General features: G+C 73.6%; 15 protein-coding genes. 5 read left to right on the plus strand and 10 right to left on the minus strand.

Annotated features, from left to right (window positions below):
* The first annotated feature begins 34 nt into the window (after nt 1-34).
* Both ureG and ACFWUQ_RS10140 read left to right on the plus strand, forming a co-directional pair.
* On the plus strand, nt 35-721 hold the full coding sequence (gene ureG, locus ACFWUQ_RS10135) for an urease accessory protein UreG (RefSeq protein WP_384535455.1): 687 nt from the start codon (nt 35-37) through the stop codon (nt 719-721).
* A 113-nt stretch (nt 722-834) separates the two neighbouring features.
* Nucleotides 835-1,581 (plus strand): urease accessory protein UreD, encoded by a 747-nt coding sequence (locus ACFWUQ_RS10140; protein WP_384535570.1) that lies wholly within the window; start codon nt 835-837, stop codon nt 1,579-1,581.
* Between the two features lie 108 nt (nt 1,582-1,689).
* Here the strand turns inward: ACFWUQ_RS10140 and ACFWUQ_RS10145 are convergent, their stop codons facing one another.
* From ACFWUQ_RS10145 to ACFWUQ_RS10170, 6 genes are all read right to left on the minus strand, one after another.
* Complete coding sequence (locus tag ACFWUQ_RS10145) at nt 1,690-2,400, minus strand: lysophospholipid acyltransferase family protein (protein ID WP_384535458.1); 711 nt, start codon at nt 2,398-2,400, stop codon at nt 1,690-1,692.
* A 102-nt stretch (nt 2,401-2,502) separates the two neighbouring features.
* Entirely contained in the window at nt 2,503-2,661 is a 159-nt protein-coding gene (locus ACFWUQ_RS10150; RefSeq protein WP_384535460.1) for a hypothetical protein, read from the minus strand.
* A 32-nt stretch (nt 2,662-2,693) separates the two neighbouring features.
* Nucleotides 2,694-3,644, minus strand: a complete 951-nt coding sequence (locus ACFWUQ_RS10155) for a cytochrome c oxidase assembly protein (RefSeq protein ID WP_384535462.1) — start codon at nt 3,642-3,644, stop codon at nt 2,694-2,696.
* A 98-nt stretch (nt 3,645-3,742) separates the two neighbouring features.
* Complete coding sequence (locus ACFWUQ_RS10160) at nt 3,743-4,768, minus strand: 6-phosphofructokinase (protein WP_384535464.1); 1,026 nt, start codon at nt 4,766-4,768, stop codon at nt 3,743-3,745.
* A 191-nt stretch (nt 4,769-4,959) separates the two neighbouring features.
* Nucleotides 4,960-5,688 (minus strand): type 1 glutamine amidotransferase, encoded by a 729-nt coding sequence (locus tag ACFWUQ_RS10165; RefSeq protein ID WP_384535467.1) that lies wholly within the window; start codon nt 5,686-5,688, stop codon nt 4,960-4,962.
* A gap of 30 nt (nt 5,689-5,718) precedes the next feature.
* A complete protein-coding gene (locus ACFWUQ_RS10170; RefSeq protein WP_326592547.1) occupies nt 5,719-6,957 on the minus strand; it encodes a MurT ligase domain-containing protein in 1,239 nt (412 codons plus the stop codon).
* 123 nt (nt 6,958-7,080) lie between these two features.
* Here ACFWUQ_RS10170 and def point away from each other — a divergent pair, with 123 nt between their 5' ends.
* A complete protein-coding gene (def, locus tag ACFWUQ_RS10175; protein ID WP_384535470.1) occupies nt 7,081-7,626 on the plus strand; it encodes a peptide deformylase in 546 nt (181 codons plus the stop codon).
* 85 nt (nt 7,627-7,711) lie between these two features.
* Here def and ACFWUQ_RS10180 read toward each other — a convergent pair whose 3' ends face one another.
* Entirely contained in the window at nt 7,712-8,356 is a 645-nt protein-coding gene (locus ACFWUQ_RS10180; protein WP_384535473.1) for a TetR family transcriptional regulator, read from the minus strand.
* Between the two features lie 206 nt (nt 8,357-8,562).
* On the opposite strand from ACFWUQ_RS10180, the gene ACFWUQ_RS10185 reads away from it, so the two are divergent.
* Nucleotides 8,563-9,792: an acyl-CoA dehydrogenase family protein gene (locus ACFWUQ_RS10185; protein ID WP_384535476.1), complete on the plus strand. Its 1,230-nt coding sequence runs from the start codon at nt 8,563-8,565 to the stop codon at nt 9,790-9,792.
* A gap of 62 nt (nt 9,793-9,854) precedes the next feature.
* Here ACFWUQ_RS10185 and ACFWUQ_RS10190 read toward each other — a convergent pair whose 3' ends face one another.
* Nucleotides 9,855-10,292 (minus strand): SRPBCC family protein, encoded by a 438-nt coding sequence (locus ACFWUQ_RS10190; RefSeq protein WP_384535478.1) that lies wholly within the window; start codon nt 10,290-10,292, stop codon nt 9,855-9,857.
* 155 nt (nt 10,293-10,447) lie between these two features.
* On the opposite strand from ACFWUQ_RS10190, the gene ACFWUQ_RS10195 reads away from it, so the two are divergent.
* Nucleotides 10,448-10,633 (plus strand): DUF5999 family protein, encoded by a 186-nt coding sequence (locus tag ACFWUQ_RS10195; protein WP_384535481.1) that lies wholly within the window; start codon nt 10,448-10,450, stop codon nt 10,631-10,633.
* Nucleotides 10,634-10,834: 201 nt separating this feature from the next.
* Here the strand turns inward: ACFWUQ_RS10195 and ACFWUQ_RS10200 are convergent, their stop codons facing one another.
* Together ACFWUQ_RS10200 and ACFWUQ_RS10205 are read right to left on the minus strand one after the other, a co-directional pair.
* Entirely contained in the window at nt 10,835-12,934 is a 2,100-nt protein-coding gene (locus ACFWUQ_RS10200; RefSeq protein ID WP_384535484.1) for an ATP-binding protein, read from the minus strand.
* 62 nt (nt 12,935-12,996) lie between these two features.
* A complete protein-coding gene (locus ACFWUQ_RS10205; protein ID WP_384535487.1) occupies nt 12,997-13,971 on the minus strand; it encodes a fibronectin type III domain-containing protein in 975 nt (324 codons plus the stop codon).
* Between the last annotated feature and the right edge of the window lie 173 nt (nt 13,972-14,144).

Here is a 14,144-nt window from a genome sequence, read left to right on the forward strand (position 1 = left end):
CCGCCCCGCCCGACCGTCCCCTGGGAGATCCGACATGCACCTCGACCACGCCGTGGCCTACCCCCACCGGCACACGCACAGCGCCGCTCCCGTGCGGGCCGACGGCAGCCGCCGCGCGCTGCGCGTCGGGCTCGGTGGACCGGTGGGCTCCGGCAAGACCGCCACCGTCGCCGCCCTCTGCCGCGCACTGCGCGCCGAGTTCGCCATGGCCGTCGTCACCAACGACATTTACACCCGCGAGGACGCCGAGTTCCTGCTGCGCGAGGCCGTGCTGCCGCCCGAGCGGATCACGGCTGTCGAGACCGGGGCCTGCCCGCACACCGCGATCCGGGACGACATCTCCGCCAACCTGGAAGCCGTGGAGGAGCTGGAGGAGACCGTCGGCCCCCTCGACCTGATCCTCGTCGAGTCCGGCGGCGACAACCTCACCGCGACCTTCTCCCGAGGACTCGTCGACGCCCAGATCTTCGTCATCGACGTGGCCGGCGGGGACGACATCCCGCGCAAGGGGGGTCCCGGCGTCACCACCGCCGACCTGCTCATCGTGAACAAGACCGACCTGGCCCCGTACGTCGGCTCGGACCTGGACCGGATGGCCCGTGACGCCGCCGAACAGCGCGGCGCGCTGCCCGTCGCCTTCCAGTCGCTGCGCGGCCCGGACGGAGTGGCCCCGGTGGCCGCGTGGGTGCGCGAGCGGATCGCGGCCTGGACCGTACGGTGACCAGCGCACCGGCCGCCACCCCGCCGACGCCCCTCCGGCCGGCGCCCCTTCCGCCGGCGCCTGTCTCCGGCGGTCCGCCGGACCGCGCTCCCGCCCCGCCGCCCGCCGCCGGACTGCGGGCCACGGCCCGCATCCGCGCCGTCGCCGACGGCCGCGGCGGGACGGCCCTGCCGGTGCTGGCCGGTGAGGGGCCGCTGGCGCTGCGCCGCACCCGGGGACGGGCCACCGAGGCCGGGGTGGTGCTGGTCGGGGCGATGAGCGGCCCGCTGGGCGGGGACCACCTCGCCGTGGAAGCCGTGGTGGAAGCGGGCGCTCACCTGCGCCTCACCTCGGCGGCGGCCACCCTGGCCCTGCCGGGCCGCGGCGGCGAGTCCGCCCGCTACGACGTGGACCTGACCTTGGAGGAGGGGGCCTCGGTCCGCTGGCTTCCGGAGCCCCTGGTCTCCGTGCGCCGGAGCGACCTGCGGGTGCGCACCCGGGCCCGGCTGGCCCCCGGCGCGCGGCTGCTGCTGCGCGAGGAGCAGGTACTGGGCCGCGCCGGCGAGGCCTCGGGGCTGCTGCGCAGCCGGCTGACCGTGAGCCGGGGCGGGCGCCCGCTGCTCGACCAGGAGCTGGCCTGCGGTCCGGGGGCGCCGGGCGGCTGGGACGGCCCGGCCGGTCTGGCGGGCCACCGCGCCATCGGCCAACTCCTCGTGGTGGACCCCGCCTTCACGACCCGTCCGGCCGCCGCCGCGATGCTGGGGGAGTTCGCCTCGGTGACGCCGCTCGCCGGTCCCGCCGTACTCGTGACGGCCCTCGCCCCGGACGGCCTGCGGCTGCGGGAGCTGCTCGACTCGGCGCTCGGTGCCTACGGCTGGTGACCCGCCGGCCTGCCGCCGGCCGCGACCGTGCGGGCGGCGGCGGGACACGGGGCCCCCACGCGGCGCCCCCGTACCGGTCCGCCGGACCCGGGGCGTGCCGGCGAGGGGTCAGCGCGGCCTGCGGCGGGCCTTCTTGCGCTCCGCCTCCGCCTCGGCCTTGACCTCGCCCGCGTAGCGGTCGACGTACTCCTGGCCGGACAGTTCGAGGATCGCGTACATGATCTCGTCGGTGACCGCCCGCAGCACGGCCCGTTCGCCCTCCAGACCGGCGTACCGGGAGAAGTCCATCGGCTCGCCGAAGCGGATCGTCACCCGCCGGATCTTCGGGATCTTCTGCCCGGGGGGCTGGATCTCGAAGGTGCCCACCATCGCGCACGGGACCACGGGCACCCCGGCGCCCAGGGCCATCGCGGCCACGCCCACCTTGCCCTTGTAGAGCCGCCCGTCGTGCGAGCGGGTGCCCTCGGGGTAGATGCCCAGCAGCTCGTCCTTGGCCAGGACGCCCAGGCCCTCGCGCAGGGCCGCCCGCCCGGCGTCCTTGCCAGAGCGGTCCACGGGGATCTGCCCGGCGCTGCGGAAGAAGGCGGCGGTGAGCCGGCCCTTCACCCCGGGGCCGGTGAAGTACTCGGCCTTGGCGAGGAAGGTGATCCGCCGTTTGAGGATCGCGGGCATCAGGAAGTGGTCGGAGAACGACAGGTGGTTGCCCGCGATGATCGCGGCCCCCTCCTCGGGGATGTGCTCCAGTCCCTCGATCCGCGGCCGGAAGAGCAGCCGCAGCAGCGGCCCGAGCAGTACGTGCTTGAGCAGGTGGTAGAACACCAGGCGGCTCCTGTCGATGTCCCGTTGTCACGGACATCGTACGGACAGTCAGCCACCGGCCGAAGGCCCGGTCGGGAGGAGCGGCCCGGACCGAGCCCCGCGCTAGGTGTTGCGGGAGGCGGCCATTCCTGCGGTCAGCAGTCCCAGGACCACCCAGCCGAACCACAGCCAGCCGTTGCTGCCGAGTGCCACGGAGTACGTGGCCACGGCCACCAGGGCGGCGAAGGTCATAACGGCCATCGCCTTAACGGAAGGGGTCATGCCCCATGGTGGCCCGCGAAGGTGCCGGTGCGCTAGCGGCCACGCGCTTGGAGCGAGGCGAGATACGCGTTGTACGCCTCCAGCTCCTGGTCGCCGTTGCGGTCCGCCGCCCGGTCGGAGCGCTTCGCCGCCCGCTGCTCGGAGTGGTACCACTGGTAGACCAGCGCGATCAGGACCAGGACGGACGGGATCTCGCTGAAGGCCCAGGCAATGCCGCCGCCCCACTGCTGGTCGAGGAGCGCGTCGACGCCGAGGGAGGCCGGCGGGCTCGCGTACGTCTTGATCATGGGCTCGCTCGCCATCATCAGGGCGATGCCGAAGAAGGCGTGGAAGGGCATGCCCGCGAAGAGCTCCAGCATCCGCATGACGTAGCCGGGGCGGTGCGGGCCCGGGTCGACGCCCATGATCGGCCAGAAGAAGATGAGGCCGACGGCGAGGAAGTGCACCATCATCGCGATGTGCCCGGTCCGGCTCTCCATGAGGAAGTCGAAGAGCGGGGTGAAGTAGAGGCCGTAGAGGCTGGCGATGAACATCGGGATGGTGAAGGCCGGGTGGGTGACCACCCGCATGTAGCGGCTGTGCAGCAGCATCAGGAGCAGCTCGCGGGGGCCCTTGCTGCCGCGCCGGGCGGGCGGCAGGGCGCGCAGCGCGAGCGTCACCGGAGCGCCGAGCAGCAGCAGGATCGGGGTGATCATGCTGATGACCATGTGCTGGACCATGTGCACGCTGAACATGACCATGCCGTAGTCGTTCAGCTTGGTGCACATCACCAGGACCACGCTGAGCACGCCGGCCGTGAAGGCGACCGTGCGGCCCGGCGACCAGGAGTCCCCGCGCCGGCGCAGCCGCAGCACCCCCCAGCCGTACAGCGCCAGGCCGGCCAGTGAGGCGAACAGGAAGAAGGCGTCGAAGGAGAACTCCAGCCCTCGTCCGAGAGTGAACGGCGGCAGGTCCATGTCCATGCCGTGCCCGCTGTGATCCATCTGTCCACTCCCTTGACCTGTGGTGCCCCACCACAGTAATGCGGCCCCCGGACGCCGAAGCGTCCGGGGGCCGCACAGGGGTCATGACGCGGGACACATCACAGCACGTTCTGGGCCTCTTCGTACCGCTCGGAGGGGACGGTCTTGAGCGTCTGCACCGCCTCCGCGAGCGGGACCATCACGATGTCCGTGCCGCGCAGCGCCGTCAGCATGCCGAACTCGCCCCGGTGCGCCGCCTCCACCGCGTGCCAGCCGAATCGGGTCGCGAGGACCCGGTCGTACGCGGTCGGCGTGCCGCCGCGCTGCACGTGGCCCAGGATGACCGGCCGGGCCTCCTTGCCCAGGCGGTGCTCCAGCTCGACGGCGAGCCGGTTGCCGATGCCGGCGAACCGCTCGTGCCCGTACATGTCGGTGCCGCCGTCCTCGAAGTCCATCGAGCCCGGGCGCGGCTTGGCGCCCTCGGCGACGACGACGATCGCGAAGCGCTTGCCGGCCGAGAAGCGCTCGCCGACGATCGCCGTCAGCTCGTCGATGTCGAACGGGCGCTCGGGGACGACGATCGCGTGCGCGCCGGCGGCCATGCCCGAGTGCAGCGCGATCCACCCGGTGTGGCGGCCCATGACCTCCACGACCATCACGCGCTGGTGCGACTCGGCGGTGGTCTTCAACCGGTCGAGCGCCTCGGTGGCGACCCCGACGGCCGTGTCGAAGCCGAAGGTGACGTCGGTGGACGCGATGTCGTTGTCGATGGTCTTCGGGACGCCCACGATCGGCAGGCCGGCCTGCGCGAGCAGGTTCGCGGCCTTCAGGGTGCCCTCGCCGCCGATGGGGATGATGGCGTCCAGACCGAGGTCGGCGACATGCCCGCGGGCCCGCTCCACACCGTCGCGCAGGTGCGCGGGCTGGACCCGGGAGGAGCCGAGGATGGTGCCGCCGCGGGCCAGGATGCCGGCGACCGCGTCGAGGTCGAGCTTGCGGTAGTCCGCCTCCAGCAGGCCCTTCCAGCCGTCGAGGAAGCCGATCACCTCGTCGCCGTGGTCGACCACGGCGCGGTGGACGACAGAGCGGATGACGGCGTTCAGACCGGGGCAGTCGCCACCGGAAGTGAGCACACCTATGCGCATGGCAGGGAGAGACCTTTGCAACGTGGGCCGACGACCGGACCACGTCGTCCGGTGGGAACTACGGCCACCCTACAAGCGGATCGCGGGTGGGCTGAACCATCCTCCACATGCTGGTCGCGCCCGTCGTGCGAACGCACGTCGGCCCGGATCCCCAGCGGGATCCGGGCCGACGGCCGGGTGCGGCCGGAGCCCTACGCGGGCTGCGTCGCCGCCGCGATGCGCTCGGCGCGCAGCGCCTCGTACCACCGGTCGTCTATGGCCGGCAGCGCGTTCACGTCGAGGGCCAGCTTCAGCAGGTGGTCCGCGATGTGCGGGTTGCGGGCCATCACGGGGCCGTGCATGTACGTGCCGAACACCGTGTCGTTGTACGCGCCTTCGGTGCCGTCGCCGGTGCCGTTGCCGCGCCCCAGGCGGGTGCGGGCGAAGGGCTTGGCGCTCGGGCCGAGGTGGGTGATGCCCTGGTGGTTCTCGAAGCCCGTCAGCTGCGGGAGGCCCAGCCCGGGGTCGATGTCGGCGAGCACGTCGCCGACGCACCGCTCGCCCTCACCGCGCAGGGTGACGACGTCGAGCAGGCCCAGGCCCTCCTGGCGCCGGCCCATGTCGTTGACGAACTCCGTGCCGAGGATCTGGTACCCGGCGCAGACGGAGAAGACGATCGCCCCGTTCGAGACGGCGCGCTCCAGGCCGCCGTCGCGCAGCAGGCGCTCCGCGGCCAGCCGCTGGGGCCGGTCCTCGCCGCCGCCGATCAGGTAGATGTCCCCCGAGGTGGGGATCGGCTGGTCGCTGCGCACGTCCACGCGCTGCACGTCCAGGCCGCGCTGGCGCGCCCGGCGCTCCACGACGAGGGCGTTGCCCTGGTCTCCGTACGTGCTCAGCAGGTCGGGGTAGACCCACACCAGACGCAGGCTGTTGTCGCTCATGCTCTTGTCCTCTGCGGTTCTGTCGGGGCGCTAGTTGCCGACGCGGCGGCGCACGTCCTGGAAGGCGGTGTAGTTGGCGATGAGCTCGATCTGCCCGGGCGGTGCGAGCTGCACGGCCTCGTCGAGGGTCTCGCACACCCGGAAGTCCAGTCCCGCGACTTCGAGGCGGACCGCCAGGTCCAGCTTGCGGTCACCGATCACGAAGATCGGGTGGCCGGCGAGGCGGGGGTAGTCCACGTCCCACAGCCAGGAGGTGTCGGTGCCGTCGGCGCCCCGCGCGTTCACCGAGAGGATCACCGGAGTCGGCGGCGGGTCGATCAGGGAAAACGTTTCGAGCCAGCCCGCCGGGTTCTTGGCGAGCAGCAGGCGCAGTTCGCGGCCCTGGAAGTTCACCACGTCGTAGCGGCCGGCGACGGCCTGCACCTGGTACATGCGCTCCAGCGCGACCTGCGGCGGGACGCCGAAGACGGCTGCCACGGCGGCCGAGGTGGCGGCGTTCGCCTTGTTGGCGCGGCCGGGCAGCTGGAGGTGGATCGGCCAGGCCGAGCCGTGCGGGTCGAGCACGTGGTCGCCGGAGAGCACCCAGGTCGGGGTCGGCCGGCGGAAGCCGCACTCACCGCAGAACCAGTCGTCGCCCGGGCGCTGCATGACGCCGCCGCAGGAGGGGCACGACCAGGCGTCGTCCTTCCACTCCTGGCCCGCGGCGACCCACACCACGTTCTGCGAGGAGGAGGCCGACCACACGATCAGGGGGTCGTCGCAGTTCGCGACGATCACGGCCTTGGAGCCGGAGAGGCCCTCGCGCCACTTCTCCGCGAGCATGCGGGTCTCGGCGGCGCGGTCGAGCTGGTCGCGGGAGAGGTTCAGCAGGGCGATCACCTTGGGGGTGACGTCCCGGGCCACCCCCGCGAGGTACTTCTCGTCGACCTCGATGACGCCGTACTTGGCGTCCGAGCCGCCGGCGAGGGCGGAGGTGATGCCCGCGGGCATGTTCGCGCCGAGGGCGTTGGAGACCACCGGACCGCTGGCCCGCAGGGCCTCCGCGATCAGTCGGGTGGTCGTGGTCTTGCCGTTCGTCGCGGATACGAGGACGACGTCGAGGTGCTGGGCCAGCGCTCCGAGAAGATCGGGGTCGAGCCTGAGCGCGACCTTGCCCCCGATCACCGATCCGCTCCCGCGTCCCGCGGCCCGCGACACCGCCGCCGCGGCCTTGCCCGCCGTCACGGCCAGCTTGGCCCGCGGCGAAAGCGGCTCCGTGTTGCCTGCCATCGTCCCTTGTCCTCCTTGCGTCGGTCGGCCCCAGCCTATCCAGTACCTGCCGGGGCCTTGACCGCGGCGCCCCCACGCCGCGGCAGATCTCCTCATATATTCGTCCGTCGTACCCTTACGGCCATGCGACAGCGCTCCCTCCCCGGCACGACCGGCCTCGTCCGCCCCATGAGCCTGCTGGGCGATCCGGTGCTCCACTCCGCGTGCGAGGAGGTCACCGACTTCGGTCCGTCCCTCGACCGGCTCGTCGAGGACATGTTCGCCACGATGTACGCCGCCGAGGGCGTCGGCCTCGCCGCGAACCAGATCGGCGTCGGCCTGCGGGTGTTCGTGTACGACTGCCCCGACGACGAGGACGTCCGCCACGTCGGGCACATCGTCAACCCCCGGCTGGTGACGGCCGACGGGGACGAGTTCCTGGGCCCCGAGGGCTGCCTGTCGCTGCCGGGGCTGGAGGCGGGCACCGCGCGCTTCGACCACGCGGTCGTCGAGGGGGTCGCCTCCGACGGGGCGCCGGTGCGGATCTCCGGGACCGGGTTCTTCGCCCGCTGCCTGCAGCACGAGTGCGACCACCTGGAGGGCACCGTGTACGCGGACCGGGTCACGGGCCTGCGCGCCAGGCGCCTGCGGCGGGCGATCCGCAAGTCCCCGTGGGGCCCGCGGACCTAGGTCGTCCCGGTCGGTTCACCGGGGGCGCGGTTCCGTCGGGCACCGGGGCCCGCCCCGTACGCCGGGGGTCCGGACCGGCGGGCTGTCAGAACCCGGGGCCGTCGGCGCGGTTGCCGGCCGTGGAGAGGCGGCCCCAGAGGAGGTCGGTGAGGGCGGCGACCAGTTCCGTACGGTCGCAGGGGCGCTCGCCGAGCCACCAGTCGCCGGCCGCGTGCATCATGCCGACGATGCCGTGGCCCCAGACCCGGGCGAGCTGCTCGCCGCCGGGACCGAGGTCCACGCGCTCGCTGATGACCTGGGCGAGCTCCTCACCGAGCCGGCGCAGCAGCGGCGCCGAGTGGAGGCCTACGTCGAAGCCGCGCTCCGGGGTCTGCGGGTCCTCGGCCGGGTGCATCAGGAAGCGGTAGACCTGAGGGCGGGCCTCGATGGCCGCGAGGTAGGTCTCCAGGGTGGCCTCGACCCGGCGGCGGCGCTCTGCCGGGGCGTCGAGCGCGGCCCGCAGGGAGCCGAGCAGCGCGTCGGTGTGACGGACCGCGAGCGCCTGGTAGAGCCCCGCCTTGTCCCCGAAGTGGCGGTAGAGGATGGGCTTGGTGATCCCGGCCTCCGCCGCGATGGCGTTCATGGAGGCTTTGGGGCCGTCCCTGAGAACGACCCGTTCGGCCGCTTCGAGCAGCTCCCGCCGTCGGCGCTCGGCCGATCCCGGCTCGCCTGCCTGCTGCGTGGTCTCCATGACGTGTTTCTCTCCCCGCCCTTGCGATGTGCGTGCCGCCCACGCAACGTAACACCCCGCGCACCCCGACCCGTCGGAGCGGCGGACCCGTGTGACGGGATCGCTCGCGCTTGACAGTGCTTACTCGCCGGTAACAGACTGTGTTCACCGTTGTGGGTTACCGCTAGTAACCGACGCCTGGACGAGCACAGACAGCTGGAGGGGACATGGCGGAGTTCACCATGGAGCTCAACGACGACCAGAAGCAGGTGCGGGACTGGGTGCACGGCTTCGCGGCCGATGTGATCCGGCCCGCGGCCGCGGAATGGGACGAGCGCGAAGAGACTCCGTGGCCCGTCATCCAGGAGGCCGCCAAGGTCGGCATCTACTCGCTGGACTTCTACGCCCAGCAGTTCTTCGACCCGACCGGCCTCGGCATCCCGATGGCGATGGAGGAGCTGTTCTGGGGCGACGCGGGCATCGCCCTGTCCATCGTCGGCACCGGCCTCGCGGCCATCGGCGTCGTCGCGAACGGCACCGAGGAGCAGATCGGCACCTGGATCCCGCAGATGTACGGCGACCAGGACGACGTGAAGGTCGCCGCCTTCTGCTCCTCCGAGCCGGACGCGGGCTCCGACGTGGCCTCGATGCGCACCCGGGCGGTCTACGACCAGGCCAAGGACGAGTGGGTGCTCAACGGCACCAAGACCTGGGCGACGAACGGCGGCATCGCCAACGTCCACATCGTGGTCGCCGTCGTCGACCCCGGGCTCGGCAGCAAGGGCCACGCCTCCTTCATCGTCCCGCCGAACACGCCGGGGCTGTCCCAGGGGCAGAAGTTCAAGAAGCACGGCATCCGCGCCTCCCACACCGCCGAGGTCGTACTGGAGGACGTACGCGTCCCCGGCTCCTGCCTCCTCGGGGGCAAGGAGAAGCTCGACGAGCGCCTGGCGCGGGCGCGTGAGCGCGCCCGCAGCGGCGGCGGGGAGCGTGTGAAGAACGCCGCCATGGCCACCTTCGAGGCCTCCCGGCCGGCGGTCGGCGCGATGGCCGTGGGCACGGCGCGCGCCGCCTACGAGGTCGCGCTCGACTACGCCATGACGCGCACCCAGTTCGGCCGGCCGATCATCGACAACCAGGGCGTGGCCTTCCAGCTCGCCGACATGCGGACGCAGATCGACGCGGCGCGGCTGCTGGTGTGGCGGGCGTCCTGGATGGCGGTCGCGGGCCGGCCGTTCACCTCGGCGGAGGGCTCGATGTCCAAGCTCTTCGCGAGCGAGGTGGCCCAGAAGGTCACCGCCCAGGCGATCCAGATCCTGGGCGGCAACGGCTACACCCGCGAGTACCCGGTGGAGCGGATGCACCGCGACAGCGCGATCTACACCATCTTCGAGGGGACGAGCGAGATCCAGCGGCTGGTGATCGCGCGCACGATCTCCGGCATGCCGATCCGCTAGAACCCGGGGGCGGTGCGGGCCCCGCGCGGCCGGCGCCGCCCGCGCTGCCCCGCCGTGCCCGGTCAGCGGGGCAGGAGGTCGCGCAGGGCGCGGGTGAAGAGCAGGCGGGAGGCCCGCCGGACGACGGGGTCCAGGGCGCGGGGGAGGCCGCGGACGCGGAGGTCCTCGCGCCATTCGACCTCCGAGCCGCCCCCGGCGAGCGGGCGCAGGCCGATCTCCGCCCAGCCCGTCACCGCGCGACCGCGCTTCTCCAGGCGGACCAGTCCCGCGGCGCCCTCCGCGGGGGGCCGCCATACGACGACCTCCATGGGGTCCTCGAATGTGACCCTTCCCACGCCCGTGCGCGCCGTGAAGATCGTCCCCACCCGCGTCGGCGGCGCGGTGACGACCACCGTCCGGGTGAACGGGACGAGAGCGCCGTGGCGCGGCCAGTCCGTCACCCGCTCCCAGGCCTCCGCCGGCGGGAGGAGCGTGCGGTGAATGATCCGGATCGCGGGCATGAGCGCATGGTAAGCGGGCATACACACCGTGAACTGGACCGCGAATATGGGTTCCGTCCGGGGGCGGCGATCAGTAATACTCACCGCCACCGTGGATCGCGGATTCGACCGGGTGACCACCGGCCCTCCCGCCCCACTCTGCGAGGAGGTGCGCCATGTGCTCCCACCAGCCCCCCTGCCCTGCCGTAGACAGCGCCGACCACGATGCCGCCCGGACCGTGGCCTTCCACCCCGAACAGGGCTGGAGCCTGTTGTGCAACGGTGCGGTGGTCTTCGACGACACCGGTGAACTGCTCCCCGACGGCCGCACGGTGGAACCCCGCCGCCCGGCCCTGGTCTGAGCGAGGAGGCAGCCATGCGCCAGCAGCTGATCCGCAAGCCCGTCCCCAAGCCCGCCCCCGCCCCCCGAGACCTGGACCTGCGCACACCGTCGGGCAGAACCCTCCCGTACTGACGGGAGCCCCGCCCTGACCCGACGAGGGTCCGCGCACACCGCCGTCCACCGGCCGTCGATCAGCCGGTGGAGGCCGCCGGGCCGCCGATCAGCCGGTGGAGGCCGCCGCGCCGCCGAGGAACGCTGTCTCGTACGCCGTGTCGCCGATCGCCGCCCTGGCCTCGCGCTCGCCCCGGTCGCGCAGCGCCGTCAGGGTGGGCGACCCGCCCATCTGCGGCAGGCCCACCGTCCGCCACCAGGCGTGCCCGGTGCCCAGCAGGCGCGCCGCCAGCTCCCCGTCGCCCAGGCCCGCCACCGCCGCCGCCAGCACATCCAGTCCCAGCGCGATCCCGAAGCGGTCACCGAGGAGCCGCTTCCCCGACAGCATGGCCCGGACGTGCCGGGCCGCCTCCCCGTGCTCGCCGCGTCCCAGCGCCGCCACCGCCAGCACATAGTCCGCGTACGCCCGCAGCCAGCGCTCGCCGAGCTCCGCGCAGGCCTCCCGCAGGGCCCCGGCCTCGGCGGCCGCCTCCTCAAAGCGGCCCAGGTCGCACAGGGCGTACGAGGTTGCGAGGCGGCACAGCAGCCATCCCGCGGCCGTGGTGCGCCCGCCGTGGCCCGCCCGCGCCCTGGGGCCGGCCAGCGCCAGGGCTCGTACGGGGTCCCCGGGCATCAGGACCGCCACGGAGAGCAGGTAGGCGGCGCGCAGCTCCCCCTCGGGGTCCGCGAGCCGGCCGGCCTCCCGTACGCACTCCTCGCCGAGCTCCCGGGCCCCGCCCAGGTCGCCCCGGAGCAGCGCCGTCAGCCCCAGCGCCCACAGTGCCCGGGTGTACGCGGCGCCCGTGCGCGGACCGGCCCGCAGCGCCCGTTCGAGGAAGCTCCGGCCCTCGCGCCCGCGCCCGCACGCGAACCAGTGGAACCACAGCGCCCCGGCCATCTCCAGCGCCGCCGTCGGATCGGAGCCGATCAGGTGCTCCAGCGCGGTGCGCAGCTGCGCGTGCTCGGCGGTCATCCTGCGGTACCAGTCCACCTGCCCGGGGCCCAGCCAGCCCCGTTCGGCGGCCTGGGCCAGCGCCGCGTACCAGTGGGCGTGCCGGTCGGCGGCCAGGGCCGCCTCGCCGAGCTCGGCCAGCCAGTCGTGCCCGTACTCCCGGATCGTGTCGAGCATCCGGTAGCGCGCGCCGGTGCCGCGTTCCTCGCTGCGCCGGACCACCGACTTCGCCACCAGCGCCGCCAGCAGCCGCTCCACCCGGGCGGCGGGCAGCGGGCCGCCCGCGCACACGGCGCGGGCCGCCGCCAGGTCGAAGTCCCCGGTGAAGACGGAGAGGCGGGCCCACAGCAGGCGCTCCAGCGGCTCGCACAGCTCGTGGCTCCAGCCGATCGCGGTCCGCATGGTCCGGTGGCGGGGCAGTCGGGCGGCGCGGCTGTCCGCCAGGACGTCCAGTCGGGTGCCGAGCCGTTCGGCCATCTGCTCCACGCTCCACAACCGCAGCCTGGCACCGGCGAGTTCCAGGGCCAGGGGGATGCCGTCGAGGCGCCGGCAGACCTCCGCGGCCACCGCGGCCCGCCCGGGGTCCTCGAAGACGGCCGAGGTCCGCGGGCTCGCGGCCAGGGCACGGGCGCGGAAGAGGGCCAGGGCGTCGCTGCCGGGGCCCTCGCAGGGCAGCGGGCCCACCTCGACGACCCGCTCGCCCGGCGAGCCGAGCGGCTCCCGGGAGGTCACCAGCACGGTCAACCCGGGCGCCGACTGCAGGAGTTCGGCCACCAGGTGCCGGCACGCGGCCACCAGGTGCTCGCACGTGTCCAGGACGAGGAGGAGTTCCTTGTCGGCCAGCCAGGCGCACAACTCCTCGTCCAGGGGGCGCGGGGAGTGGCCGGCGAGGCCGACGGCGTGCGCGACGGCCGCCGTGATCAGACCGGGGTCGCGCAGGGGCGACAGCTCCACCCACCGGACTCCGCGGGAGCGCGTCCGGCGGGCCTCGGCGGCGGCCCGCAGGGCGATCCGGGACTTGCCCACCCCGCCCGCCCCGGTCAGGGTGATGAGCCTGTGCTCGCGCAACAGGTCCTGGAGCACACGGAGTTCGCGCTCCCGGCCGATGAAGCTCGCCGATTCCGGGGGCAGGTTTCCCGGCGCGGCGGCGGAGTCCGGCCCAGGGCCGGGCCCGTCGGGATCCGACTGGTTGTCGTTGAACGAGTACGCACCGAACACGGATGTATTGTGCGTGATCTTCTTTCGCGGCAGGGCCGTTCCCGGCAGATCGCCGGTCCGTCTCAGCCGGTGAGCGTGACCCGGCGCTCGGCGGAGAAGGAGCCCCAGGTGCCGTCGGGCAGCCGGGCGCGCAGCTTCAGGGTCCACACCGTGCCGGCCGGCTCGGTCACCGTGAGGCGGTGCTCGGCCCTGCCGCTGGGCACCGCGCCCGCACCGAATTGGATGACGGTCGTGGGACGGCCGTTGACGTGGAGCTCGTACTCGGTGGTCTCGCGACCGGTCTCCGGAGCGGTCCACGCGAGGGTGACGGCCCCCGGGGAGGCGGTGGCCTCGAACCCGGCGGGAGCCGTGCCCGGTCCCTCGCCCGTGGCGGGCGGGGTCGTCACGTCGGCGCCCGGGCCGTCGGCGGAGGAGTTGTCGGCTCCGTCCCGGGCCCGCACCGTGAAGGTGTAGACGGTGTCCGGCCGCAGGCCGGTCAGCGCGGTGCCCCTCTCGGCGGGGCCGGCGGTGTGGATGCGGACGCCGCCCTGGTAGACGTCGTAGGCGGTGACGCCCGTGTCGTCGGTCGCCGCCGACCAGGAGACCCACGCGGCTCGCGGGCCGGTCGCGCGACCCGTCGTGGTGGCCGGGGCGGTGGGCGCCGTACGGTCCTCGGCCGCGGCGGCGGGGGTGGTCGCCCGGGCCGCCGGAGCGGCCTCGGAGAGGTTCCCGGCGGCGTCGACGGCGCGGACGGTGAAGTCGTAGCCCGTCTGCGGCGCGAGGCCGGTGACGTCCACCATGGTCTTGTCGGCCGGGAGTTCCCGCACCAGGCGGTCGGCCTGGAAGACCCGGTAGCCGGTCACCCCGTCGCGCTCCGGCGCCGCGTTCCACATCACGTGCACGCTCGTGGCGCTGCCCGCCTGCGCGGTCAGCCCGGCGGGCGCCGCGGGGGGCTCGGTGTCGGACGCGCCGCACGCCGCCAGGGCGAGCAGGGCGGCCGAGGCGAGGCAGGCCGCGGCCGGGCGGAGGGCGGACGGGGCGGGAGCGGTGCGGTGCACGGGTGCCTTCCTCGGACTTCCTCCAACAGGTCTAGACATGTATGGCACGCGGAGCGCGGCCCGGGCAAGACCCCTGCGCCGGCGGGCCTCGCCCCGGGGCCGGTTCGTCTTCTTGTGATCCTGTCTGGCATTATTGCGAGCTCTTTGCAATAACAGATGATCGCGAACAGGGA

Source organism: Streptomyces sp. NPDC058662, assembly GCF_042716255.1.
Classification (GTDB): Bacteria; Actinomycetota; Actinomycetes; order Streptomycetales; family Streptomycetaceae; genus Streptomyces.